We start from the raw sequence: 22,639 nt of genomic DNA on the forward strand, positions 1-22,639 counted from the left end.
GCAGACCGCACAGCACAGCAAGAGATTATCGACATTGCCAAGGCACTATCGGGCGTAGGAGGACTACAAGCGTGCGGAATCGTTATTTAGGACAGCATCGAACCCAGCGAACTCTCTCTTACATAGCTATGATTTTGGCAGGAATAGCTCTTATACAGGGTGAAGGTCTCCAAAATTTTCAACTTCTAGGAGTTGCACTAGGACTCGGGGGTATCGCAGGGATTATTTCAGAAATCCGTGACACCATTCTCCACCAACACCCTAACCGTGGGGCTGACGCCGCCCCCCCCGCGCAAGCTCCGCGCTTGACCGGCTGCCGCACAAAACCCCCGCCCTCTTTGACGCGCAGAGCGCGACAAAGAGGGCGGGGGTTTGCTTGCCCCAGGACCCCGTGGGCAAGTGAGGCAGTGATTGGGTAAAGGGCTACAGTTCTAGAGATGCAGGACAGGGCAGCGTGTGCCGACCTAGACCACAAGTAAGAGGTCTACCACCGCAGAAAATCTAGATACTCCAGCGCCCTGGACCCTTACCATCACGTACCTGCACCCAACGAAAGAAGATAAGCACCACCGCATAGAGCACAAACGCGAAAAACTGGTACTGAGTTACCTTTTCAAAGAAGGGCACCAGAAACGAGCTGCCAATACTAGCAGAGAACCGCATTGCCAGCACTACCAGACCTGCAAAGGAAACAGCCCAAGGAATAAAAATTCGGGTAACGAACCAGATGAGATGGTCAGCTAGTGTCAGCTGCCCAGTAGCAGGAACCTGCCCCACACCAGATGGTAGTGACTGGGACACTGAGGCAGCAGGGTCTTGACTCTCTTCAGGCTTAACACCATTGCGGTAGTCCTCAAGGGACTTCCTAAAAACGCTGACCTCTTGATTCTTGTCCTGTTCATTCACGATTAAATCTCTTCCTACTCTTTACTTAATTACTCAACACCACCAGCAGGAACACTTCAGGAAAGCTACTATGCTCCACCTTGTTATCCGCCCTGATACCAGGTGCTGGTTTTAGTGTCTTATCTACAAAAATCTCTATCTGTGATAAAAATACCGTATTACTGCGTGAGGTCGTTACCAGCTTCAAGCACGGTTTTTGCTACTGCGCATAGACGCTCAAACCTAGCCACCGCGTGCCGTACTGTCACCGGAGCATATCCAGTTGCCTCCGCCACTTTCTGAACCAAAGTATCACGCTCTACAGCAAAAGCCCCCACACCCATCACCGCCAAAGGAATAATCCGCAACCACGTACGCTCCATATCATTCTCACCATCCTGCGGGAAACAAGCCAGAACCTCCCTCACCGTCACCGGCGCGTCCTTATCCACCCGCTCATAATGCCCTTTCAAGGCCCGGTCTACCACCCGCGCTATCTCCTGAACATTCCGATGAGACTCCCTCAAGGCTGCAACTTCCAACCCCATACGAGAAGCAGCCACCGAAGCCTGCCCCTCATAATCACGAATCAAACTCAACGACCGGGCATAGAGCTGAGGCTCAACAGCCAGCTTGACCACCTTCAAAACATGAGAAATATTAACGGCAGTATCTAGCCGGGCAATCACACCATCAGCAATATCATCAGCCACGGTATGCATGTAACTCGATACCACCTGGGAGTCCCCGTAGGCCTTGTACTCCAAAAGAGTCTGACGGTTCTTCTGCCTCAGATATGCCCGAGCTTGACGCTGAGCGATACCAGTAATCCACTGCGCGAAAGACCCAAGGGTAGGGTCAAAGCGATCATAGCCGTCCTTGGCTGCCAAGTAGATATCTTGATGAACATCATCAACTGCCCCCTGATGAGAGGGGCCAAGGATGCGCGCTATGACAGGACGTGTTTTCTGCCAGGCAGTCAGATTTTCTTCACCCCAGCTAAGGTTGCGAGGTTCCATGAAGGAGCACCCTTTCACTCACTCAAGATTATTTCAGGTATTTTTTCTAATAAGTGCATAATTCAGGCTTCTAGTGGTGAGAATGCCAGTGGCTCTTACCCACCCAGCTACCTACCACTAACCGGCCTAGAGACCCTACTCGTCAAACAGACCAGGTTCCCACTCTTTCAAAAGCTTCAATTTATTTCGAGCGGTTTTAGCTGACTTTCCGATAACGGCTGCTGCCTCTACGCCAGTTATTTTCTGCCCGGCTTCCTGCTGAGACCGAACCCACTCCCGCAGTTTCACCACATCCTCATCCCCGCCCTCGGCCTCATCCTCATGTAGGTTTGCTCCAGCGTCATCTTCTACCATCTCTGGCGAACCTTGAATCTGAGATACCCCAGCAGCTGCCTCAATAGCGGCCGTAACCTCATTCTTTTCGAGCTCAGCAAATTCTGCCGCACCGGGTACACCGCCAGGGCCCAGAACTTTCTTCTCACCAGCAGCTAGCAGCTCACGCTCGAACTTTCCTGGGGACAGGCCAGCAGCAGAAGAACTACCCCCATCAGCATCCGCAAAGCTCCGTTCGTCCTCAGGCTTACCAAAAGCCAAACGCGATAGCTCCTCAGTGGCGGCAAAAACGCTCAAAGGAGCAGCAGCGGCAATAGCAGCACCAATCCATGACTGAGCAGCAGACTGCCCGCCCCCAACAGTTAGGGCATGAGCGCCGTTAGCGAACACCGAAATCAAGGTAAAAACCATCAACGTCCCCCAGGTCAGGGCCACAGCCTCACCACGGGCCCGGTGAATCACCGCCGCCATCGAATAGGCCAAAATCGCGATATCAATAAAAACTGGAACCGTCCACCGCAGCCAGGGCGGCAGCCCCACCCAGGAGGCCACATCATGCAGCCCATTGAAGGAGACCATAAAGGAGGTCACCCCCAACAGGAGAACCAGCAGGACAGTGAACCAGAGCACAGCCCTGGAGTCCGGATTGATTCTTGCCTGATTCTTAGTATGAGTATTTTTCATAGAAAAGCTGTCTTTTTCTTGTTAGACTGGTGGGGTCAAGAAGAATATGGGTCACGTCACCTTACCCAAGGGCTACGCATATTTTTCTTACGTTTTCACTGTGTCCCCTTCCATCCGGAGGAAGGGGGCACTTTCATGGACGGATATACCGATTGTTAGCTACGCAGGTGCAGCAGCTGGGTATCAAGATGAGAGACCACAGTCTCTAGCACATCCGCCACTTTGCTGTCTTGCCCTAAAAGGTCAGGTTCAAGATTCAAGCGCGCCAGCAGGTGAGAGAGCGACCCTAAACACAGCAAGGTCTGCTCAATAAGGGCATAGGGGTAATCCTGGGAGGCAAAAGGCCCCTTAGCTTCATCCTCAATACCCAGGGCTTTGATACTTTCATTCAGGTGCCCCATGATCCCTTGAAGTTCAACAAAGGCAGGCTCACCATCTTGTGCAGCACCTGCTGCTTCTGCCGGCTGTGAACTAGTCTTCGGGGCTGATGATATACGACCCTGGGGGCCCGGAACTTTCTTCTCAGCAGCAGGGGGTTTCTCCCGCTTCTTCTGTGGTTTCAAGGAGCCGATACCGACCTCAACGGCAGGGGTATCAAGCAGCTCATCGGGCAGGTCAAAAAGCTCCCCACCAGGGCCAGAGCTCCCATGAGGTTCTGCCTCCTCTTCTTGCCTGTAGCTACGCACCCGCCCATCTAAGCCAAGGACAGGGATCTCTTCAAGCTCCCCTGTCTCTTTGGCCTGTTTCAAGGTACGGCTGACGGTATCTTTAGACAGACCGGTTGCTGCAGCGATAGCCCTTGTGCTCATCCCGGCTTGATAGTAGCCAGCTAACACACCGGCGCGCTCTTCTTTCAGTGGGCCAAGTTTCAAATCAGCGAACTCACCTGCCACATACTCATTCCAAGACTCATAACCAAGAGAGAGCCAGACCTTTTTGCGGAAGGCTTCAATCATCATCTCTTGGATACCGGTCAGTGAGTCACGTAGTTTTTGGGTGATTTCTTGTGCTTCGTGTCGGCCCGCAATCTCAAGGGCCTGCGGGCTACCGGGTAGCGGTTCTAGGGTGTGCGATTCAGCTGCCATGCTCTTTTTTTCCTGTCCTTTACGCCTCAGTGGCCTTGCCAGACACACCAAGCGAAGCTGTACCCAAGGGGGCAGATTCAGTAACCCGAGATGAGCGCGAAATCTTGAAAATCCTACGGGTACACATCACGGCTGCGAATGCACTGTAGCAGCAGGCCATATAGAACATAGTCATCAGGATGATCTCGATGTTTTGCTCTGAGAGGGATTCAACGTAGCCAGGGTCCCCGGTGATGGCAGCAAACAGAGGCGGGATAATGAAGGGGCCTGCTGCAAGGGTGTAGGTGGCAAAAGCAAGGACCTTGAAGAGGGATTTTCCTAGTTCTTTGAATACTGCTATCAGGGTTGTAAGCCTGTGTTGCTCTTCGGTGAGATTGGCTGGCTGATTGTCCCAGGGGTCGCATTCTTCATACTCGTTTCCGGTGTATCGATCCCAGGTAATGACGGCCTTTTCTTGAGGAGTTGTCTTATCTTCATCCAGGTGAAGACTGAGATCTTGCGCGCCGGTCACAGGCGCTTTGTCGAAGATCTCTTCGACGTTGAAGTGCTTACCGATGGGGGTTTCTTTGTGGGGTGTGGGCATGATTTTTCTTGTCCTTTCTGTGTTTGATAAGGCATAACGGCGAGGGAACGTTATGTACGCTGTGGTTTTATATTGTTCCGTTACGTTGTGTTCTATGGTGTTGTGTTTTGTTGTTTTCTATTCTGTGCTGTTTGGCTTATCCGCCAGGTGCCCCTACCGGCCAGCCAGTTCAGCTACCCGCTCTTCTGCCAGGCCGGTAATCATGGCGATGGCTTGTACGCCCATGCCGTAGGAGGCGTAGAAGGCGATAGCCTCGGCCTGCTTTTCCGGGCGTGGAGTCAATTCCAGGGACATGAATTCGCACTCGAGATAGTCCTCAAAGGAGTCGTAGTCCAGGATTTCCCAGGTTCGAGCCAGGTAGGCCAGTACCGGCAGCATGGAGGTGCCTGTGTAGTAGATTCCGCCGCGTAGTTCACTATGTAGGCGCAGGGCTTCGTCATGGTTCAGGTGTGCGGAGGTCCAGGTGCTGGTGGCAGTAGTGGTGGTTGTGGGTGTGGTCATGGTGGGTGTCCTTTGTGTGAGTGGTGGCACGAAGTGGAAAAATCTCAAGAAATCTTATTTTCTCTTCTAAGTGCCTATTTTTGTTGCGGTGGTGTCATCACCCCAGGGAGAGGGTTTAGCGCCTTAGAGGGGCGCTTATGGCCTTATGAGGGGTATGCCTGCGCCTAATGGTGGGTCTTCTTTCAGGGTCCGCGCCACCGGGAGGCTGTTTTGGGACTCTTCCAGGGCTGCCATGCGTGGATTGGAACAAACTGGGCAAGCGGCGGAAGTGTATTCGCGGTTGTGCAGCTGGCACCAGGAGGGCTTGACCCGCTTGGGTGCGCCGGAGGTAGCACCAGTTGCAGCAGGGTCTTGAGTCTCAGCAAGGGTGGCTTGAGCCAGTGAGAGCAGCTCGTAGAACTCTTTGGTGATGCAGGAGTAGGCGAATCGCTGGGGGCTACGCACAGGCTGGGTGGCGCGGGAGAAGACGATGGTAATCATCTGGGCCAGTAGCTTTTCGCTGATGCCGGTGGTCTCTAGCAGGGCCTGGTGCAATTCCTGGCGGAGAGTGGCGTGGTTGACCCCGCGGGTAATCCAAGCCGGGGAAGCGGAAGCAGGTGACTGCGGGGCAGGGTCAGCTGGCTCCGAGGCAGCCGGTGTTGCCATAGCTGGGTTCGAGGTAGGTGCATCAGGGGCGATTGGCTCAGGGCTGATTGGCTCGGAGGCAGTCGGTGAGAATTTTTCTTCGAGATTCCCCCGGCCGGTCAGTCCGTCAGTCTGCGAGTTATCCACGGAGGCGGGTTCTTTAACCGACTGACTGACTGATGGGTTATTTAAAGGGTTAAGACGCGCGCATGTTCCTTTTAAGGCAATCGGTTTTTCATGACCATTTTTGTCCGGTAAGACGTCCGTTTTTGTCCGGTAAGACATCGGATTTGTCTCACTATATGACTTACCGGACAAATTGTCCCCTAAATCCTGACTAGGGGAAACTCTTTTACCGGACAATTTGTCCGGTAAGACATTTTCAAAGTTATCCACAGGCTTGTTGAGAAGAAATGGGTTAGGGAGTTGGCCTGGAACGTCATCCTCAGAGTCATACACTTGGACGCCCTCCACGCCCCGAACATTTAGAAAAATAACGTCGATTGCCCTACCGCGCGACCACTTACGCTGGCGGCGCCCAGTCATCATGTAATTCTCTTCAACCAGCACATTGATGTGGCGCCGCAGAACGCGAGCTGCATTATCAATCTCTTCTGGGCCCGCCGTTTCATCAATCCCTGCAACTTTCATAGCCAGCTTGGAACGCCCCAGGAAGACCATTCCTTGATCGTTTGATTCATCTGCAAGAGCCATCAGCGCGAGTTTTGGCCCAGCCTTGAGAGGCTGCTTCCATGCCCAATCTTGAATTTTGTTGGACATTAGCTAGCCACCGCCTTTGCGAAGGCAGGTGCGGGAGCTACAAGCACTTCAATGGGCACGTCAAGAAGCAGGGCAATTTTCTCCAGTTCACTGATCTTGAACTCGATTTTCTCGTTCATGCGGCGACTAACAGCAGCGGATGAAATCCCTAAAATTTGAGCAATGTCATGGCTTGTTACCCCGCGTCGTGAGGCTTCAGCTCTAACGTTGGTGGCGACGGTTTTTGTGTAGGTCATGAGGTTAAAACTACAGATAAAGATTCTCTTTTTCAAGCCTTATTCTTGCTCTTCACGCAAGTTTTAGATGTGAATGATTGACTATTTACTCCAAAGGGGATAGATTGGAGGCATGAACAAGCAGTTGCTCACTCCGCGCCAGGCGCTGGCCCAAGAAGTAAGAGTATGGATGTCTCGTGCAGGCATGAAACAATCTGAGCTTGCTGAGCTTCTTGGCGTAAGCCTTGGTGCAGCTTCACGCAAATATAACGGTTCCAGTGTCTTCACTTTTGAAGAACTACTAGCTATTGCTGGCCATATGGATATTTCCCTAGGCGAGCTTCTAGGTGCTGGGATTCTTAATGCCAGAATCCCCAAGTCAGAAGTGCTCGTAGGCAACGGAAAAGGGCAAAAAAATGCCCCGGTCGGTTTTATACCGAACGGAGCGTCTTATGAGGTGGCTTTGGTCGACTCAGAACTCAAAACACAAAGTAATCGCGTTTAAAGCCCAGCCAATCTATAAGGCCTCGAGTTATGCGATTTCGTTCGCTAAAGCGAAGAAACTCGTCTACAACAACTCGATCTAGCAGCCTGAAGTCTGTAGACCGGGGTACCGTCTGACTCTCCGAAATTGAGTTGAGGATTCGGTAAAAGAACCTTGACCCTTGGGTCTTGAAGAAGCCACCAGCATCGTTCGAGCGCACACCCACCACAACCTGGGCGCCAGCTTCCCAACGGGATAGAAAATCACTGATATAGGCAGGTGGGTGTTGGCTGTCCGCGTCCATAATAAGGACGGCCTGCCCGAGGGCAACTTCGATACCTGCCGTTGTAGCGATTTCTTTACCAAAGTTCCGCGACAGATTAACTACTCTTGTCGCAGTGCTCCCCTGGGCAAGCTCCTGGAGCTTTTCAAGGGTGTTATCTGTGCTTCCATCGTTCACATAGATAATCTCGTAGGGGTCAGCTCCCATGGAGCGCTCAGCAAGACGCTCCGTAACAGCAGCTAATGCTGGAAGTAGAAGTGTCTCGTGAAACGTTTGGATTCCCGCGCTTTCGTTATACGCGGGCACGACGATTGAGAGCACAGGGGCAGCGGGTGAACGATGTGAGGAGTGTGGCACAAAACCATCATACGGCATACCCTAGAACACCTTCTGGAGTGGCAAGACGGATAAGCTAGAGATACTTTCCTTATCGTCATAGAAGATAGAGATTCCGTGAGCGAAGAACATACCGAAGCTGTGATTAGTCGCGGCCAGTCGCTTTTTATTACGGCTTCATCCATTATTAGCGCGGGTACTACTTTCTTGGTGACCTGGCTAGCTGCCCGATCTTTAACGGTCGAAGACAACAAAGATTTTTTGGTTTTTTGGTCTCTTACTTCTTTGGTGTTCGCGACTTTGTTGGGGGTTCAACAAGAGTCAGCACGCCTCATCGGCTCTCATCATTTGAGCAAGGGGAACTCTGCTTCTGTCTCCCGTCAGAGAACCTACAACCCGCTCGTGGTAGCGACCTGGGTGGGTCTCACCTGTGCTCTCATTTTTGCAGCTCTTACACCGGTGTGGCTCGGCACCGTTCTACCAGCAGGAGACTGGAGAACAGTACTTCTGATTACCCTTGTAACGGCTGTATACGCCTGCCACGTCTACTGCATTGGGGCGATGGCCGGCACCCGTTCCTGGACAGAATATGCCCTGTTGATTTCAACCGGCGGTATTTTCTGTTTCCTATGTACCCTGCTTGCATCTGTGGCTGGGGGTGGCCTGCTCGCCTTTCAGCTTTCTTTCTTGGCAACAGCCTTCCTCTGGCTCATTTTTATGGCTTTCTCACCCCGGGTACGCTCAGCGACTCGCTTGCGTCTGGTAGGACGCCCAGGCGCGGCATACCGGAGCATGCTTTTAGCTGTGGGGACCGCGGTAGCTATGGCTGCTATGTCTACGGGCTTTCCTATCTTCTTGGAAGCAACAAGTTCAAAGGCTGAAACAGAGTCCGACGCACTTCTGGCCGCGATTATTTTGGGTATCTCCATCACACGCGCGCCCATCATGATGCCCCTGCAAGCTTTTCAGGGTGTCGCGGTATCTTATTTCCTGGCCCATGCCCAGCGCCCTACCACTGCCCTGCTTAAACCTGTAGGGGCCTTGCTAGCTCTGGGGGCGGTAGGAGCCGCAGCAGCTTATCTGCTGGGTCCCTGGCTTTTCGATGAAATCTACGAGAAGTATGCCGGGCAGCTCGACGGGGCTTTCCTCGCGGCTCTCACTTTTGCGGCGGCTCTGCTAGCGGTGACAACGCTGTCAGGCACGGCGGCCCTGGCGATGGGCGCTCACCGCATCTACCTTGCAGGCTGGGTAGTTACCGTTGTGGTTGCTTTCGGTTGTCTGCTGCTACCGTTGGATCTTGAAACTAAAACCATTGTGGCGTTGATGGCTAGCCCGGTCATCGGTGCGGCAGCGCACCTTGCCGGTATGGAGGTACTGAGCCGAACACAGGCGTCCGCACCAGCCATCTAACAGTGCATAAAACGTGAGGGGCAGCTGAGCTGCCCCTCGATGTTTTAAGAACGTTTGAAGTAGGTGAAGTACTCGTGCAGGGGGCGGATAAGCCCGGACGCCCGCACAAACTGGACGCTGCGCCACAGCAAGTGCGGGGGTAATGCCAGGACGGAGGGAACGCCAAGAGTCTTCGCGAGCTGGCGGCGGCCACTGGTAACTGCCTCGATGTGATCGCCACGGGCTCCCGCCCCCTTACTGATATTGGTAGTGTGCACTCGGTACTGGATTTCATTCCCCTGCAACATCGCTACAGGCCCTAGCACTGCCAAACGCAGGAAGAGGTCATAGTCTTCGAACTGAGCGAGATCCTGACGGTACTCTTTTGCCTGGTGATAGGCTGCCGCCCGGAACACCACCGATGAATGCGGGATAGGGTTGAACAGCAACATGCTACGCCGAACATCGTCACCGGTCGGCGCTTTGAGTTCACCCGTCACTCGGCCATTTTCATCAATGAGGTCTCCCCCAGTACCCACAAGAACACATTCAGGGTGGGCGGCTAGGTAGTCTAGCTGACGGCGAAACTTTGTAGGAGTGATAAGGTCATCCCCGTCAACATTGGCGATAAAAGCTGCCCGGGCGGCATCGCAGCCTGCCCGCATCGCGTTACTGACACCAATATACCGATCAAAGCGCAGGACGGTCAGGCGCGGGTCTGCGAGCCAGGGGTAGGCTTTTTCATCGGCGGCGCGGCCCTCGGAGCCAAGAGTAATCGTAGGACCGTTAAGCACCAGAATTACTTCGAGATCAACATCGTAGCTAGCCAGCACCGAATGTACCGTGCTTTCAAGCCACTTATTCAAAGCCCCACTTCGTATAACAACAGATAGCTCAGGCAAAGATGTCATTTCTAAGCTCCTGACCCGTTAGTCAACGTACGCAAAACCTGCTCATAGGTCTTACCCTGGCTAGCCCACCCCCACCGCTGGAGGTCTTCTACAGGGTAAGCCTGGGGGCCCTGCTCAAGCTCAGCACGTACAGCTGCCGCCAACTGGGGTACACCCTGCTGCTCGACAATGTGAACCCGCACCCCGGCGTCCTTAAGCACCCGGGCACTTGATACATCATGGGTAACGATCGCTGCCTGTGAAACGTAAGCATCGATGATAGTGGTTTGGAACCCTTCAGCCGCCACAGTGGGGTTGACCAGGGTCGCCCCGCGAAGCTCACAAGCTACAGTTGCATGATCGACGAAGCCCTTGAAATCTACTGCGTCAGAAATACCCAACTCAGCGGCATAAGCTTTAGCCTTCTCTAAATCAGCCCCAGCCCCCAGCACTACACCGGTAATCTCAGCATCTTCTGCATGGAGTTGCTGGACGGTTTCGAGAAAAGCCCGCCACCCCTTCACCTCAACTACACGGGCTAAAAAGACAAGCTTTTTCCGCTGGAAGACAACATCTTCAGGGGCAGCCATAGGCAGGGGGGAAACGTTATAAAAAACCTCAGCATCTACACCTGAAAGCTTTTTAACAAAATCACAGGAGGGCTGAGAAACACCCAAAACCTTAGAAGCTGCACGGAGTGTCAGCACACCTAATGTACGGTCTACCAGCTGACTTGCTAGACGAATAACAGCCTTCTCCGAGACCACAAAGCCCGAACCGTGCTCGGTATGGACTACGGGAATCTTCATCATTTGGCCTAAGGCAACCCCAAACCAGCTCATGCTAAAGAAGCGGGTATGAACCGAGATGACATCGATATTCTCGCGCTTCAGCACCTTAGCGAGGCGGGTAAGACCCACTAGAGATGGGAAACCGAGGATGCCGTCGACGGTGAGGTATTCCTTGAGCCGATAAACCTTGATACCGTTTTCAACGCTCACACCGGGTGCATCTGAGAGAGTCACGATAGTGACCTTATGCCCTAGCCTGTGCAGCTCAGCTGACAGGGCAGAAACATGCTGTTCAAGGCCACCCACCTTAGGGGGGTAGTTATTGATAACGAAGGCGATATTCATAGTTTCTATTTGCCCTCTTCTTCTGGGCGGCTTTCAGTAGGCACGGGGTAGCGGGGGTGCTCAGCGTTTCCCTGCTCTAGCTGGGCTCTGAGCATCGCCACTTCTTCAGCCAAGGTTCTGGTATCTTCCCCCAGTCGTGAGAAATCTAGAGTCAGGTGCAGGCAAATACCGATAAGCATAATAATTGCCAGCATGAAAAGCAGGTTGACGGGCACGATGACGCCTGTCAGGTCAGCAAGTGTGCTCAGCAGGTGGGGGAAGAGAGCCAGCACAATAATAGCTGCAGACACTAGCAACCACAGGGCAGCGTACTTTTCCTTCATCTTCTGGTTGCGTACCTGGGCGAAGACCATGACGAAGATGAGAACCGACAGGATCAGAAAAAAGACATTTGACGGCATGCTTAGCCCTCCCCGGCTGTTTTCTTACGCGTCATGGAAATACCGAAGGCGAAAAAGGATCGCACCAGGTAGATAGCTGATTTTAGAGGCCCTGATGAGGGAGTGCCGCCCTGTCGTTCCCTCATTTCTACCGGTACCTGGATAACCTTGCAGCCAGAACGAATGGCCATCACGGTTGAGTCGATGGTATCCCCTAAGTACTCAGCAGGGAAAAATTCACAGTACTGTTGGATACCCCGGCGGTTTAACGCACGGAAGCCGCTGGTAACATCGGTAAATTTCTCACCCGAGATACGGGTGAAGAGGAAGGAGAGCAGGCCCATTGCCCATTTACGGGGGCCTCGTACCTTGTAGGTGTCAGAGGCTGCAAAGCGGGAGCCGATAACGATATCGGCCCGGTTCAGGCCTTCAATGAGGGTGTCGATAAACTCAGGTGGGTGCTGGCCGTCCGAATCCATCTGCATAGCAATGTCGTAGTCCATACGGCGGGCATACCGGTACCCGGTTCGCATGGCAGCACCAACCCCCATGTTGTAGGGCAGGTCAATGACGAAAGCACCGGCCTGGCGGGCCACTTGGGCCGTGCTATCTGTAGAGCCGTCATTAATGACGACCAGGTCAACCCAGGGAGCCTTGGCCCGAAGGTCAGCAATCGTCGCTCCGATAGCCTCTTCCTCATTCCAGGCGGGCATAATCACCAGAACGCGCGGACGCTCCTGCGGTGCAGATTCACTGTTCATCTGTGGGCTGGCTTTCCTGTCTCGTGCATCTATCGGCCGATAGGTAACATGCGTATGGCCCAGTCTATCAGTTTGGGGTAGCCCGACTTAGGGCGCTGAGCAGGCCGTGATCTTGTATAGAACAGCATCACCTTCACGATGAACCTCGGTCAGCACTCCAGACTCAGCTAGCCCCTCAAAGCCCGCGTACCAGCTACTGTGGTCATGCCCGCTGACTTCTGCACGACCGAAGTCAAGATAGTAGTCAGCATTGAGGTTATCCAGGGCGCGGCAGACCTGAGGGTCCGTGAGAGCCTGATTCAGGTGATCCTGAACGTACTTCACATCGTTATCTGCTGAATAGATAGTGTGGTAGGCAGTCACGGGACGGTCTGCTATTGCATAGGCCAGAGCAGCGCCGGTGAAAGGCTGCACTACAACGGTCTCGCCTTCAGGCACATATTCATCGAGCGCCTCAAGCATGTCGAACTCATCGGTGTTCAAGAGGTCAGATTCAGGGTCAGGGGCATACTCGTAGTAGTTGGCCTCAACCTGGTTCTGCAAAGCGGTGCTGGTTTGGCCAAACCCAACTACAGCAAACAGGGCTACAGCACCGACTACTAGCATGCGTCGGGCACTCTCCCACTGGGTTCGCTGCCACCAACGGCTAGCAACCAGTTTTTCCGCTACCCAGTGCACAGCCAGGGCCAGCATAGGAATACTCATGACGGGCAAGAGGGCGGCCAGACGGAAAGAGTCGTGGTACCAGAGACCTACGACTTCATAGCGGCCGTCCTCCCACGCCAGGGAGCGGGCAGCTACATAGAAGTAAACAACCACAGCCCAAGCACCCAGCACCCAGAGGGAGTAAACATTGGCACGGCGGGTGAACGTATACAGGCCAATTACAAAAACAATAGCCAGGAACCACTGGGGCTTAAAGCCCATCGCGGCAAAGGTAAAGGGTTCCCCTAGCGCCTGCCCCTGGGTGAGGACGGGGCCCCACACTTCGCCTGCTGCCTGGGGCGGACGGACCACGCCCCACAGAATATTCATCACGATGAAAATCAGCGCAACGCTTAGGGCTGTGGCTCCCGCTGCACCCCAGTAGGCACGGTGCTTAAAGCTAGTAACGAAGTTAAGAATGACGCGGCCGAGCAGCAAAGGAATAATCATTACCAGGAGCGACATGATCGCGTTGGGGTGGGCAATCGCAATAGCCAAAGCCACCCAGACCCCTAAGACCACCGACTGCAGGGTTGAGATACGGCGAACCGCTACCATGCGGAAGAGCTGCGCTACCAGACCGATACCGGCAGGCATCAGGGCAATACCTAGCAGGTTCGGGTACAGCACACCGAAATCAAGCAACAGAATAGGGTAGGCAGTAAAGGCAGCTGCGAAAGCGCCCACCACCATGATGCCTGCGGTGTTCAGCTTAAAAATTTGGCGCACCATAAAAACTGTGCTGAGAGGCCAGATAATAGCCGAAACCACTACAGCCATAGTGTTAGTTGCCACCGGTATATCAGCGCCTGAGCCCATCGTAATGAGCAAAACGATAGCGTGCCAAGCTCCGGGATAAAAGGTAGATTCCCCTTCAACCGTTGTCATTGCACCCAGGGTGAGGGGCGAGGCGCTACCTGTATCTTCCATGAAACGCACTGCGTTGAGATGGAAGCTGTTATCCCAGGTCTGAGAAATCCATTCAGGCTGACCAATAGCATTCGTAACGTTGCGCCACAGCAGGAGGGCACCCACAAGGAAGCTGCCCCAGTAGGCTATCTGATCTTTCGACCACCAGGCGCTAGCCACTACGGAACGTTGAGGAGGAAGCCACCTCCCCTGATGTGAACGAGCTGGGGCAGAGCCAAGCCCAGCCCAGCGTCCTACGAGAACCACAAGCAGAATAACGGCAGCAAGCACTACAGCCGAGGCAAACGGAACCCATAAAGCCCAGCGAATACCGAGCATAGGGGTCACGGTTGCACCCAGCATAATAGCTGCCACAGAAAGCGCCGGGGCTAGACCAAAAGCCTCAAACCCGCGTAGCCGGGCAGCCGCCGAAATCAGCAGGCCCGGAACAAAAAGATAGATAAGCCCAACCAGTAGAGGCATTGCAATCTCGAACCAGCTCATCGTTCTCCTTGTTTGTTGCCACAGCGGGGGTAAAGCGTCTTCCCCAAGTCTAGTAGTAAAGCCCGGTAAGGAGGTGCTGAAACCTTTAAACAAAGGTCACAGGTGCTAGATACAGTGATTCTGCACGCCAGTCTAAAACTCAGGCGCTCGGCGCCCAATGGTGGGGCGGGCGAAACCCACTACACTGGAAGGTAAATGGCACAGGTCACACAGCCTGTTTTACCTAGTACAAGGAGTCAATGATGACCTATACCGTGGGTAACTATATACTCGATCGTCTGGCTGAGCTGGGCGTAGATAAGGTCTTCGGTGTGCCCGGGGACTTTAATCTCTTCTTCCTCGACGATGTGCTGGCGCACGAAAAGCTGGATTGGGTGGGTAACGCAAATGAGCTCAACGCCGGGTATGCGGCGGACGGCTACGCCCGCATCAAGGGCCTGGGCGCCCTGGTGACCACCTACGGTGTGGGTGAGCTGTCAGCTATCAACGCGACTGCCGGCTCCTACGCTGAGAACGTGCCCGTGATTCACATTGTGGGTGCACCCAGCCTGTCGGCCCAGAATTCTCACCTGCGCATGCACCACACTCTGGGCGATGGGGATTTCAAGCATTTTATGCGTATGGCATCCGAAGTATCTGCCGCCGTTGCGGCCCTGCACCCGGCGACCGCTGCGACCGATATTGACCGTGTCATCCGCACCGCCGTCATCCACCGTAAGCCCGGCTACCTGATGCTGCCGGTTGATGTGTCGACTATGCTGGCCACTCCCCCGTCGCGTCCGCTCGATGTGGATAGCCACGTTTCTTCGACCGATATTGAGGCCCTCTTCAAGGACGCCGTCACCGACTTCATGAGCGGCAAGAGCGTGACGGTACTGGCAGATATCATGGCTGAGCGCCTGGGGGCAGTGCAGGACGTCCGCGCCCTGGTTACCGAGACCAAGTTCCCCTTCGCGTCCCTCATGTGGGGCAAGGCTGTACTGAACGAAACCAAGCCCAACTTTGCGGGCATCTACGTGGGCGGCCTGTCGGCTGAACATACCCGTGCGGTAGTGGAAGATGCCGAGGTGTTGGTCTGCGCTGGCGTGGAATTTACAGATACCACAACCGGCATATACTCACATCAGATAGACTTTGGGCGGGTTATTAACATCGGCGCTGAGAGCACCAGCATCGCCGGTCACCACTATGCCCCGCTCACCATGTCCAGCGCCCTGAACATCGTTAAAGAGGTATCTCTTGAGCTCGGTCTGAAGGGCACCCCCTTTGAGGCGCCCACCACCGACGAGCCCCTACCTGAGATTACCGACGAAGCCCTGACCCAGGACGTCCTGTGGCGGGTTCTCTCATCAAACCTGGACGAGAAGAACACCGTTGTGGTCGATATGGGTACCTCTTTCTTCGGTATGGCAACCCGCAAGTTCCCGCGGGATTCCCGCTTTATCGGCATGCCCCTGTGGGGTTCTATCGGCTACTCCATCCCGGCCCTGCTGGGTGCGGCTATGGCCGATACCGATTCCCGTGGCGTGCTGATGGTGGGTGACGGCTCAGCCCAGCTGACGATTCAGGAGATTGGCACCATTATCCGCGAGGGTGTGAACCCGGTGGTCTTCTTGATTAACAATGAGGGCTACACCATCGAGCGGTCGATTCACGGTGTGGAGTCTGAGTACAACGACATCACCGCCTACGACTGGTCGAAGATTCCGGCGGCTTTCGGCGGCACCGATTCTAATACCGTCACGCTACGCGCTGCTACGGTTCGCGAGTTCGACGAGGCCTGCCGGGTGGCTAAGGAGAACCGTGACAAGCTGGTTTTCATTGAGGTAGTCACTGCCCCTATGGATATGCCTGAACTGCTTGAGAAGTTCGGCGCCCAGGCGGCCCAGCTTAATAAGAAGAAGTAATACGAGAGCCCGCAAGGACGCGCCCGCCCTGCCTTCACCTACGAAGGCGGGGCGGACGCGTCCGGCTATGGCCCACAGGCAGCTAAAGCAGGCTAGCGACCCCAAACACGGCCACGGCACCGGCAAAACCTACGATGCCAATGAGGGTTTCCATCACCGTCCAGGTTTTGAGGGTAGTCTTCTCGTCCATATTGAAGAAGCGGCTGACCAGCCAGAAACCTGAGTCGTTGAAGTGCGAGAGCACCACAGAGCCTGCGGCGACCGAAACGACAAGGGCAGCCAGCTGGATAGAGTTGAAATCTACTGCCAGAACACCGGGGGTGATGAGACCTGCAGCGGTGGTCAGGGCTACGGTCGCTGACCCCTGGGCGACGCGCAGAATTGCGGCAATGAGGAAGCCCGCAACGATGAGGGGAACACCCAGGTCACCCAGTACATCGGCGAGAGCATCGCCGATTCCTGAGGATCGTAGCACGCCACCGAACATACCACCGGCGCCGGTAATCAGGATGACGGAGCAGACCGCGGGAAGTGCGCCGTCCATAGTCTGCTGGATACCTAACGCGTGATCCTTACGTTTGAAGCCGAGCAGGTACATGGCAACGAGGGAGGTAATGAGCAGAGCAACAGGGGTCTCGCCGAGCAGGCGCAGGGTTTGGAACCAGGTTTCATCTGCTGCACTTTCAGGCAGCATGCCTCCCTTCGCCAGAGTGTTGAGGCCGGTGTTAAGGAAGATGAGGAACATGGGGAGCAGGAGCACGAAGAGAACGGTGCCGAAGGAGGGCGGGTTGAGGGGCTCGTCCTGGGTTTCTTCGTGGCCCATGAGGGCGGGTACGGGAAGGTCGATGCGCTTACCGATGAACTTTGAGAAGAGGTAAACGGCAAGGTACCAGGTGGGCACCGCGATGATGAGGGAGACAAGCAGTAGAGTACCGACGTTAGCTTCGAAGAAAGAGGCTGCGGAGACCGGCCCGGGGTGAGGCGGCACGAAGACGTGCATGACGGAGAATGCGCCTACGGCGGGGATTCCGTAGAGCAGAAGGGAGCCACCAACCCAGCGAGCGACGGAGAAGACGATGGGGAGCATCACGACAAGGCCGGCATCAAAGAAGATGGGGAAGCCAAAGAGCATAGATGCCACGCCGAGGGCGATGGGGGCGCGGTCTTCACCGAAGACCGAGATGAGTTTGTGGGCGAGCACCTGGGCACCGCCGGAGTATTGGATGAGGGCACCCAGCATGGCTCCAAGGCCAACGAGCAGGGCTACGGACGCCAGGGTTGATCCGAATCCGCTGAGCATGACGGGCACGACGCTGGCGACGGGGATTCCGGTGGCGACGGCGGTGAGCAGGCTGACGATAATGAGGGCAGGGAAAGCGTGGAGTTTGAATTTGATGATGAGGAGCAGCAGGAGCAGGATTGCGCCGGCGGCGATAGCGAGCAGGGGCCCAGCAGTGAGGGTTTGGGCCCAGTCTTCGGGGAGAGGCATAGTGGTGTGCTTTCGTGTGCTGTTTATAGAGTGGGGCGCAGAGCCGCTAGCGCCGCGGTCGCAACCTGTTCCGGGATGCCAGAGATGTCAACGAGTACCCCGGCTTCGTCAGCTTCAAGGGGTTCGAGGGTGGCGAACTGAGAGTCGAGTAGGGAGGTGGGCATGAAGTGGCCTTCGCGGTGCTTCATGCGTTCTGCGATGGTTTCTCGGGGTCCGGTGAGGTGGACGAAGAGGACGCCGGGGGCAGCTTCACGCAGCACGTCACGGTAGGCGCGCCTGAGGGCGGAGCAGGTGACGACCGTGTGCTCGCCGCGGGCGTCCGTGTCCTTGATCCAGGTGGCGATACTGGCAAGCCAGGGGGCGCGATCTTCGTCGGTGAGGGGAATCCCGGCGCTCATTTTCTGGATATTTTCAGCAGGGTGCAGGTCGTCGCCTTCGACGAATGGCCACCCTAGCTGGTCGCGCAGGGCGTGGGCGATGCTGGTTTTGCCAGTACCGCTCACACCCATCACGACAATGTGATGTGTGTTTTCCGTTGTCATGTCTATTATTGTGCACCCATTTAGTCTATATACCGAATGGACGGAGCACTAAAGACGTGCAGGCTAAATAGGTACACAGCGAAGCTGCTGGCTGGGGCTGGCGTGAATCGCAACGAGCCCCCGGGCGAGAAGCGAGAGGGTCAGCAGCAAGCGTGTGCCTGCTTAACCTGTTACGACCTCTACTCTTTATTACAGCCTAAGCGCGTAACAGTGTCACAGTTCTACTCATAGGGGCAATATGTGAGAAAGGCTAGGGTTTGGTGCACTTGAAGTCCTAGGCTGAAGACCAAGCGCTCCCGGCGCTGTAGTCCCCAAGCAGCCGCACAAAGGAAAACCAACCATGACCACCCAGGTAAATATCAGCGAGAAGACCGCCACCGAACTTTTCTGCGAGGCTTTCGGCGCCCAGGCAGCCGGCGTTGCCATCATCACCGCTGAGGGCTCCGACGGGCTGCCGGGTGGCCTGACCATCTCGTCCCTGTCATCGGTTTCCGCTGAGCCTCCCATCGTGTCTTTCTCTTTCAAGGACCGCACCGGTTCGGCTGCCCGCATTATCGACGCTGACTCCTTCCTGATTCACCTGATTGGTGCCGATAACATCGAGATTGCAAAGCTCTTCTCGATCAGCAAGGCCGATAAGTTTGGCGATACCTCCACCTGGGATCGTCTGCCCACCGGCGAGCCCCTGCTGCACGGGGTGAGCCGGGTGCTGCGCGTCCGTCCCCTGGGTACCCTCAACGCGGGCCCTGCCGTGGTCTTTACCGCTGAGGTCACCGACTTCATCCGCCACGACGCCAACGCCGCCCCTACCGTTTACCACGCCCGCCGCTTCCATGGCTTGGGCGACCACTCAGCCCTGTAATCTAGCGCCCCGGCAGGCCCGGGGTTTTAGACTGGTGCTATGACACTCCCTGCATCTCTTCCCTGGATTGAAAAGCTTATTGCCGCGCAGTCCATCAGCCAGACCAGCAACCGCCCCGTGCTCGACCTGCTGGCGGCTGAGTTTAAGGCTCACGGCCTGACCCCGCACTACACCTATAGCGAGGACGGCGAGCGCGCCAACCTCTTCGTGACCGTACCCGCCGCTGACGGTGGTACGGACGGCGGCGTGGTGCTGTCGGGGCATACGGACGTGGTGCCGGTTGAGGGCCAGGCATGGACGGTCACTGACCCTTTCACTCCCCTGGTGAAGGACGGCAAGCTTTACGGGCGCGGGGCGTCGGATATGAAGTCTTTTATTGGGTCGGCTATGTGGCTGCTGCCCCAGTTGCGTGAAGCGGAGCTGGTGAAGCCCGTTCATTTCGCTTTTTCCTACGATGAGGAAATTGGCTGTGTGGGTGCGCCTGCTATGGTCAGGGATTTCAAGGCCCGCGGTATTAACCCTGATTTTGCGGTGATTGGGGAGCCGTCCATGATGCAGGTTATTTCTGCCCATAAGGGTGCCCACCGCGGCCGGGTGACTTTCAAGGGTATCGCCAAGCATGCCTCCTTGGGCCCGCACGGGGTTAATGCCCTGGCTCAGGCGGCGGAGTTTATTACTTTCTTTGAGCAGTTGGCCGGTACCTGGCGGGCTGAGGGTCCCTTTGATGAGGGTTTTGTGGTGCCCTATTCCACCGGTGGGGTGAACTTTGCCCGCGGTGGTATTCAGTACAACATTGTGGGTGAGCACGTGGTGCTGGAGTATGACTTCCGCACGGTTCCCCAGATGACCACCGACGAGGTGCTGGCCCTGGTTAAGGCGAAGATTGACGACGACCTGCTGCCTGCGCTCAAGGCGCGGGCGGCGGACGCTGAGGCCCTGGCTGGCGCTGCACCCGGCGAGTTCGTGGACGCTGTGGGTATCACCCATGAACTGCTGGCTGCCGTCCCTGCCCTGGGCATCGCTGACAGTGCTGAGATTATTGCCCTGGCCAACGAGTGGGCGGGACGCTCTGGTTCTGTAGAGGCCCAGAAGGTTACCTACGGCACTGAGGCTGGCCAGTTCGCCCTCTACGGCGGGGTGCAGGCGGTGGTGTGCGGCCCCGGTGATATCGCCCAGGCCCACACCCCCAATGAGTGGATTGAGCTGGCCCAGGTTGAGGCCTGCGATTGCTTCATGCTCAAGGTGCTGGAGTGGGCTAGCCAGGAATAGGGCCGGGTATCTGAATTAATGCTCGGTATCTAGTGCAGACTTTTTGGGCTGCGTGCAGAGAAAACCCTGCACACAGCCCAAAAAGTCTGCACAGCACCGAGTAGGAGGCTACTCCCAGAAAGCCCTCTTCTGCACGACCGGGATTTTGCCGGTGGGCGGGCAGGTGGCGGCGACGGACGCGGCGGTAGCCTCGGTGTCCTCGCTCTGGGGTAGTACCTCAGCCGACTTAGACCGGTACATGTGCTTGTTAGCCCACAGGCCAAACCCGAGCACAACCAGGGTCAGCACTACACCGGCCACCTGGAAGATAGAGAACTGGCCGTCGTAGTAGAGCTTGAAGAAGGATCCGCCCATCATTCCACCGGCGATGGGGGCGCACACCGGCACCCAGGCGTAGTACCAGAGGGAACTTCCCTTACCGTGGATAGGCAGCAGGGCGTGCATGAGGCGGGGGCCAAAGTCGCGGGCCGGGTTGAGGGCAAAGCCGGTCTGGCCACCCAGACCAATCACCAGCACAGTGACCAGGAAGCCAAAGGCCAGGGGCTTGAGCACGTGATTGAGATCGAGCGCCAGGGCTGAACCTTCGAGCACGGGGGTGAAGTTAACCCCCACATAGAGGGCTGAGAAGACCAGCAGGAAGGTGCCGATAATCTCAGACAGGGCGTTCGTGAAGTAGTTGTGGATAGCCGGTACAGTCGCAAAAACACCGAGCTTGATTTTGCGGTCGGCGGTTGCCTTCCAGTGGGGCAGGTAGTTGAGGAAGACGAAGCCCGCGCCCACCATGGCACCGGCAATCTGGGCGAGAATGTAGCCGGGCACCATGGCCCAGTCGAACTCCCCGTAGGCGGCTAGGCCGATGGAAACAGCGGGGTTGAGGTGGCCGCCGGAGTAGGCGTGGGAGGCGTAGACGCCGAAGGTGACGGCAAAGCCCCAGCCGAAGGCAATGGTGAAGAAGTTGTCGCCGTGGCCTTTGGAGCGGCGCAGTTCGACGGTGGCAATGACGCCGCAGCCGATGGTCACCATAATCATGGTGCCTAGGAATTCAGCGAGGTAGGGGCTGATGGTATTCACGTGTTTCTCCGCAAGTGTCGGGGGCTAGTACGCCCAGGCAGGTGCCGGATCCTTCAGCCCATAGTTTGCTTCACTTGGCTTTAAGTGTGAATGATTGGGTTTTATGCGGCAAAGCTTAGGGGTAAAAGTGCCCTAACACTTAAGCGGTTTACCGCCCTCTTTTCCGAACGCTGTGACCAAGCACCCATCAACCCCGCCCACCAGCTAAGACAGCGGTAGACAGGGCGGGCGTCCACGCGGGCCAAAGAAGGCGGACGCACCGCCCCACTAGCGCCCGAAGAGGCGGCGCAGCTGCCCCGGCAGGGTATGGCGGTGCTGCCAGGCGGCGAGGGCGCCCCAGCCCAGTACGGCACCCAGGGTGTTGTTGAAGATGTCTTCGGCGTCAAAGGTTCGGGTAGCGCAATCGTAGTAACCCCAGATACCGGTCAGCTGGGTCAGCTCAATCGCGAGCGAAGTGCCAAAGGCAGCAAAGAGCACGGTGCGAAAACTAGCTCCCCAGCGCCAGCGGGCCAGCAGGCCAAAGGGCACAAAGAGCAGCACGTTCAGCAGCATCTGCAGCACATAGATCGAAAAAAGGGCACCGAGCAGGCCGTCATTGGCGGCGATGGCGAAGTCAATACTCCAGCCCAGGAAGAAGCGGGGGTAGGTGCTGCCCCAGCCATCGGGGCAGACAAAGACGTCGTTATCGGGCAGGGGCAGGAAGGTGTAGGCGATGACCCCGGTAGCGTAGAGCACCAGGATGCCCGTGGCAGCTATGCGGCGCAGGAGCCTGCGGGCGGGCAGGTGGCGGCCAAACCACCAGAGGGCGGGCACGATAAACACCATGAGCAGGACCCAGAGGGAAAGCGCCTGCTGGAGCACGGGAATCGAGAAGTAGAAGTAGTACCGCATAGCCTCATGCCGAAGGGGTGGATGGGCTGTTTATTGTACCGATGCTTACTGAACTTTTACAGGGAGCGGCGGGCGGCACGACCCCAGGGCAGGGGCTGCTCTTCGCGGGGGCGCAGGGTAAC

General features: G+C 56.1%; 23 protein-coding genes. 5 read left to right on the forward strand and 18 right to left on the reverse strand.

The annotated features are described in order from the left end of the window. Nucleotides 1-501: 501 nt before the first annotated feature. From E4U03_RS01595 to E4U03_RS01630, 8 genes are all read right to left on the reverse strand, one after another. A complete protein-coding gene (locus E4U03_RS01595; protein WP_135011246.1) occupies nt 502-906 on the reverse strand; it encodes a hypothetical protein in 405 nt (134 codons plus the stop codon). Nucleotides 907-1,064: 158 nt separating this feature from the next. Beyond that, the gene (locus tag E4U03_RS01600; protein ID WP_135011247.1) at nt 1,065-1,904 is read right to left on the reverse strand and encodes a sigma factor; all 840 of its coding nucleotides are present in this window, start codon (nt 1,902-1,904) and stop codon (nt 1,065-1,067) included. Between the two features lie 135 nt (nt 1,905-2,039). Then, nucleotides 2,040-2,921 carry a DUF2637 domain-containing protein gene (locus tag E4U03_RS01605; RefSeq protein WP_135011248.1) on the reverse strand — a complete coding sequence of 294 codons (882 nt, stop codon included), beginning with the start codon at nt 2,919-2,921 and terminating at the stop codon, nt 2,040-2,042. 155 nt (nt 2,922-3,076) lie between these two features. Continuing rightward, nucleotides 3,077-4,006, reverse strand: coding sequence for a helix-turn-helix domain-containing protein (locus tag E4U03_RS01610; RefSeq protein ID WP_135011249.1), 930 nt, complete (start codon nt 4,004-4,006; stop codon nt 3,077-3,079). 19 nt (nt 4,007-4,025) lie between these two features. After that, on the reverse strand, nt 4,026-4,589 hold the full coding sequence (locus E4U03_RS01615) for a hypothetical protein (RefSeq protein ID WP_135011250.1): 564 nt from the start codon (nt 4,587-4,589) through the stop codon (nt 4,026-4,028). A 153-nt stretch (nt 4,590-4,742) separates the two neighbouring features. After that, nucleotides 4,743-5,090 (reverse strand): hypothetical protein, encoded by a 348-nt coding sequence (locus tag E4U03_RS01620; protein WP_135011251.1) that lies wholly within the window; start codon nt 5,088-5,090, stop codon nt 4,743-4,745. Between the two features lie 135 nt (nt 5,091-5,225). After that, nucleotides 5,226-5,861, reverse strand: a complete 636-nt coding sequence (locus tag E4U03_RS01625) for a hypothetical protein (protein ID WP_135011252.1) — start codon at nt 5,859-5,861, stop codon at nt 5,226-5,228. 632 nt (nt 5,862-6,493) lie between these two features. Further along, nucleotides 6,494-6,730 (reverse strand): helix-turn-helix domain-containing protein, encoded by a 237-nt coding sequence (locus E4U03_RS01630; protein ID WP_167752221.1) that lies wholly within the window; start codon nt 6,728-6,730, stop codon nt 6,494-6,496. Between the two features lie 112 nt (nt 6,731-6,842). On the opposite strand from E4U03_RS01630, the gene E4U03_RS01635 reads away from it, so the two are divergent. Further along, nucleotides 6,843-7,214 carry a helix-turn-helix domain-containing protein gene (locus E4U03_RS01635; RefSeq protein ID WP_135011254.1) on the forward strand — a complete coding sequence of 124 codons (372 nt, stop codon included), beginning with the start codon at nt 6,843-6,845 and terminating at the stop codon, nt 7,212-7,214. On the opposite strand, the gene E4U03_RS01640 is transcribed toward E4U03_RS01635, so the two are convergent. Continuing rightward, nucleotides 7,189-7,851, reverse strand: coding sequence for a glycosyltransferase family 2 protein (locus E4U03_RS01640; RefSeq protein WP_135011255.1), 663 nt, complete (start codon nt 7,849-7,851; stop codon nt 7,189-7,191). The two genes, E4U03_RS01635 and E4U03_RS01640, sit on opposite strands and share 26 nt — an antisense overlap. A gap of 78 nt (nt 7,852-7,929) precedes the next feature. On the opposite strand from E4U03_RS01640, the gene E4U03_RS01645 reads away from it, so the two are divergent. After that, the gene (locus tag E4U03_RS01645) at nt 7,930-9,222 is read left to right on the forward strand and encodes a hypothetical protein (RefSeq protein ID WP_135011256.1); all 1,293 of its coding nucleotides are present in this window, start codon (nt 7,930-7,932) and stop codon (nt 9,220-9,222) included. A 44-nt stretch (nt 9,223-9,266) separates the two neighbouring features. Here the strand turns inward: E4U03_RS01645 and E4U03_RS01650 are convergent, their stop codons facing one another. From E4U03_RS01650 to E4U03_RS01670, 5 genes are all read right to left on the reverse strand, one after another. Beyond that, nucleotides 9,267-10,067 carry a glycosyltransferase gene (locus E4U03_RS01650; RefSeq protein WP_167752222.1) on the reverse strand — a complete coding sequence of 267 codons (801 nt, stop codon included), beginning with the start codon at nt 10,065-10,067 and terminating at the stop codon, nt 9,267-9,269. Nucleotides 10,068-10,114: 47 nt separating this feature from the next. Beyond that, nucleotides 10,115-11,227 carry a glycosyltransferase family 4 protein gene (locus E4U03_RS01655; protein WP_135011258.1) on the reverse strand — a complete coding sequence of 371 codons (1,113 nt, stop codon included), beginning with the start codon at nt 11,225-11,227 and terminating at the stop codon, nt 10,115-10,117. Between the two features lie 5 nt (nt 11,228-11,232). Continuing rightward, complete coding sequence (locus tag E4U03_RS01660) at nt 11,233-11,628, reverse strand: DUF2304 domain-containing protein (protein ID WP_135011259.1); 396 nt, start codon at nt 11,626-11,628, stop codon at nt 11,233-11,235. Nucleotides 11,629-11,630: 2 nt separating this feature from the next. Continuing rightward, the gene (locus E4U03_RS01665; protein WP_135011260.1) at nt 11,631-12,368 is read right to left on the reverse strand and encodes a glycosyltransferase family 2 protein; all 738 of its coding nucleotides are present in this window, start codon (nt 12,366-12,368) and stop codon (nt 11,631-11,633) included. 87 nt (nt 12,369-12,455) lie between these two features. Then, entirely contained in the window at nt 12,456-14,486 is a 2,031-nt protein-coding gene (locus tag E4U03_RS01670; protein WP_135011261.1) for a DUF6541 family protein, read from the reverse strand. 239 nt (nt 14,487-14,725) lie between these two features. Between E4U03_RS01670 and E4U03_RS01675 the strand changes: the two genes are divergently transcribed. Then, nucleotides 14,726-16,393, forward strand: coding sequence for an alpha-keto acid decarboxylase family protein (locus E4U03_RS01675; protein ID WP_228065697.1), 1,668 nt, complete (start codon nt 14,726-14,728; stop codon nt 16,391-16,393). Nucleotides 16,394-16,475: 82 nt separating this feature from the next. On the opposite strand, the gene E4U03_RS01680 is transcribed toward E4U03_RS01675, so the two are convergent. Both E4U03_RS01680 and E4U03_RS01685 read right to left on the reverse strand, forming a co-directional pair. Then, a complete protein-coding gene (locus tag E4U03_RS01680) occupies nt 16,476-17,882 on the reverse strand; it encodes a GntP family permease (protein ID WP_135011262.1) in 1,407 nt (468 codons plus the stop codon). Between the two features lie 23 nt (nt 17,883-17,905). Continuing rightward, nucleotides 17,906-18,424: a gluconokinase gene (locus tag E4U03_RS01685; RefSeq protein ID WP_135011263.1), complete on the reverse strand. Its 519-nt coding sequence runs from the start codon at nt 18,422-18,424 to the stop codon at nt 17,906-17,908. Between the two features lie 340 nt (nt 18,425-18,764). On the opposite strand from E4U03_RS01685, the gene E4U03_RS01690 reads away from it, so the two are divergent. Together E4U03_RS01690 and E4U03_RS01695 are read left to right on the forward strand one after the other, a co-directional pair. Further along, the gene (locus E4U03_RS01690) at nt 18,765-19,286 is read left to right on the forward strand and encodes a flavin reductase family protein (RefSeq protein ID WP_135011264.1); all 522 of its coding nucleotides are present in this window, start codon (nt 18,765-18,767) and stop codon (nt 19,284-19,286) included. Between the two features lie 39 nt (nt 19,287-19,325). After that, nucleotides 19,326-20,555: an acetylornithine deacetylase gene (locus E4U03_RS01695; protein WP_135011265.1), complete on the forward strand. Its 1,230-nt coding sequence runs from the start codon at nt 19,326-19,328 to the stop codon at nt 20,553-20,555. A gap of 108 nt (nt 20,556-20,663) precedes the next feature. Here E4U03_RS01695 and E4U03_RS01700 read toward each other — a convergent pair whose 3' ends face one another. Together E4U03_RS01700 and E4U03_RS01705 are read right to left on the reverse strand one after the other, a co-directional pair. Further along, on the reverse strand, nt 20,664-21,626 hold the full coding sequence (locus E4U03_RS01700; protein WP_135011266.1) for an MIP/aquaporin family protein: 963 nt from the start codon (nt 21,624-21,626) through the stop codon (nt 20,664-20,666). A gap of 267 nt (nt 21,627-21,893) precedes the next feature. Further along, nucleotides 21,894-22,517 carry a VanZ family protein gene (locus tag E4U03_RS01705; RefSeq protein WP_135011267.1) on the reverse strand — a complete coding sequence of 208 codons (624 nt, stop codon included), beginning with the start codon at nt 22,515-22,517 and terminating at the stop codon, nt 21,894-21,896. Nucleotides 22,518-22,639: the final 122 nt, after the last annotated feature.

Origin of the sequence: Rothia nasimurium, assembly GCF_004569295.1 — a bacterium.
Lineage (GTDB): Bacteria > Actinomycetota > Actinomycetes > Actinomycetales > Micrococcaceae > Rothia > Rothia nasimurium_B.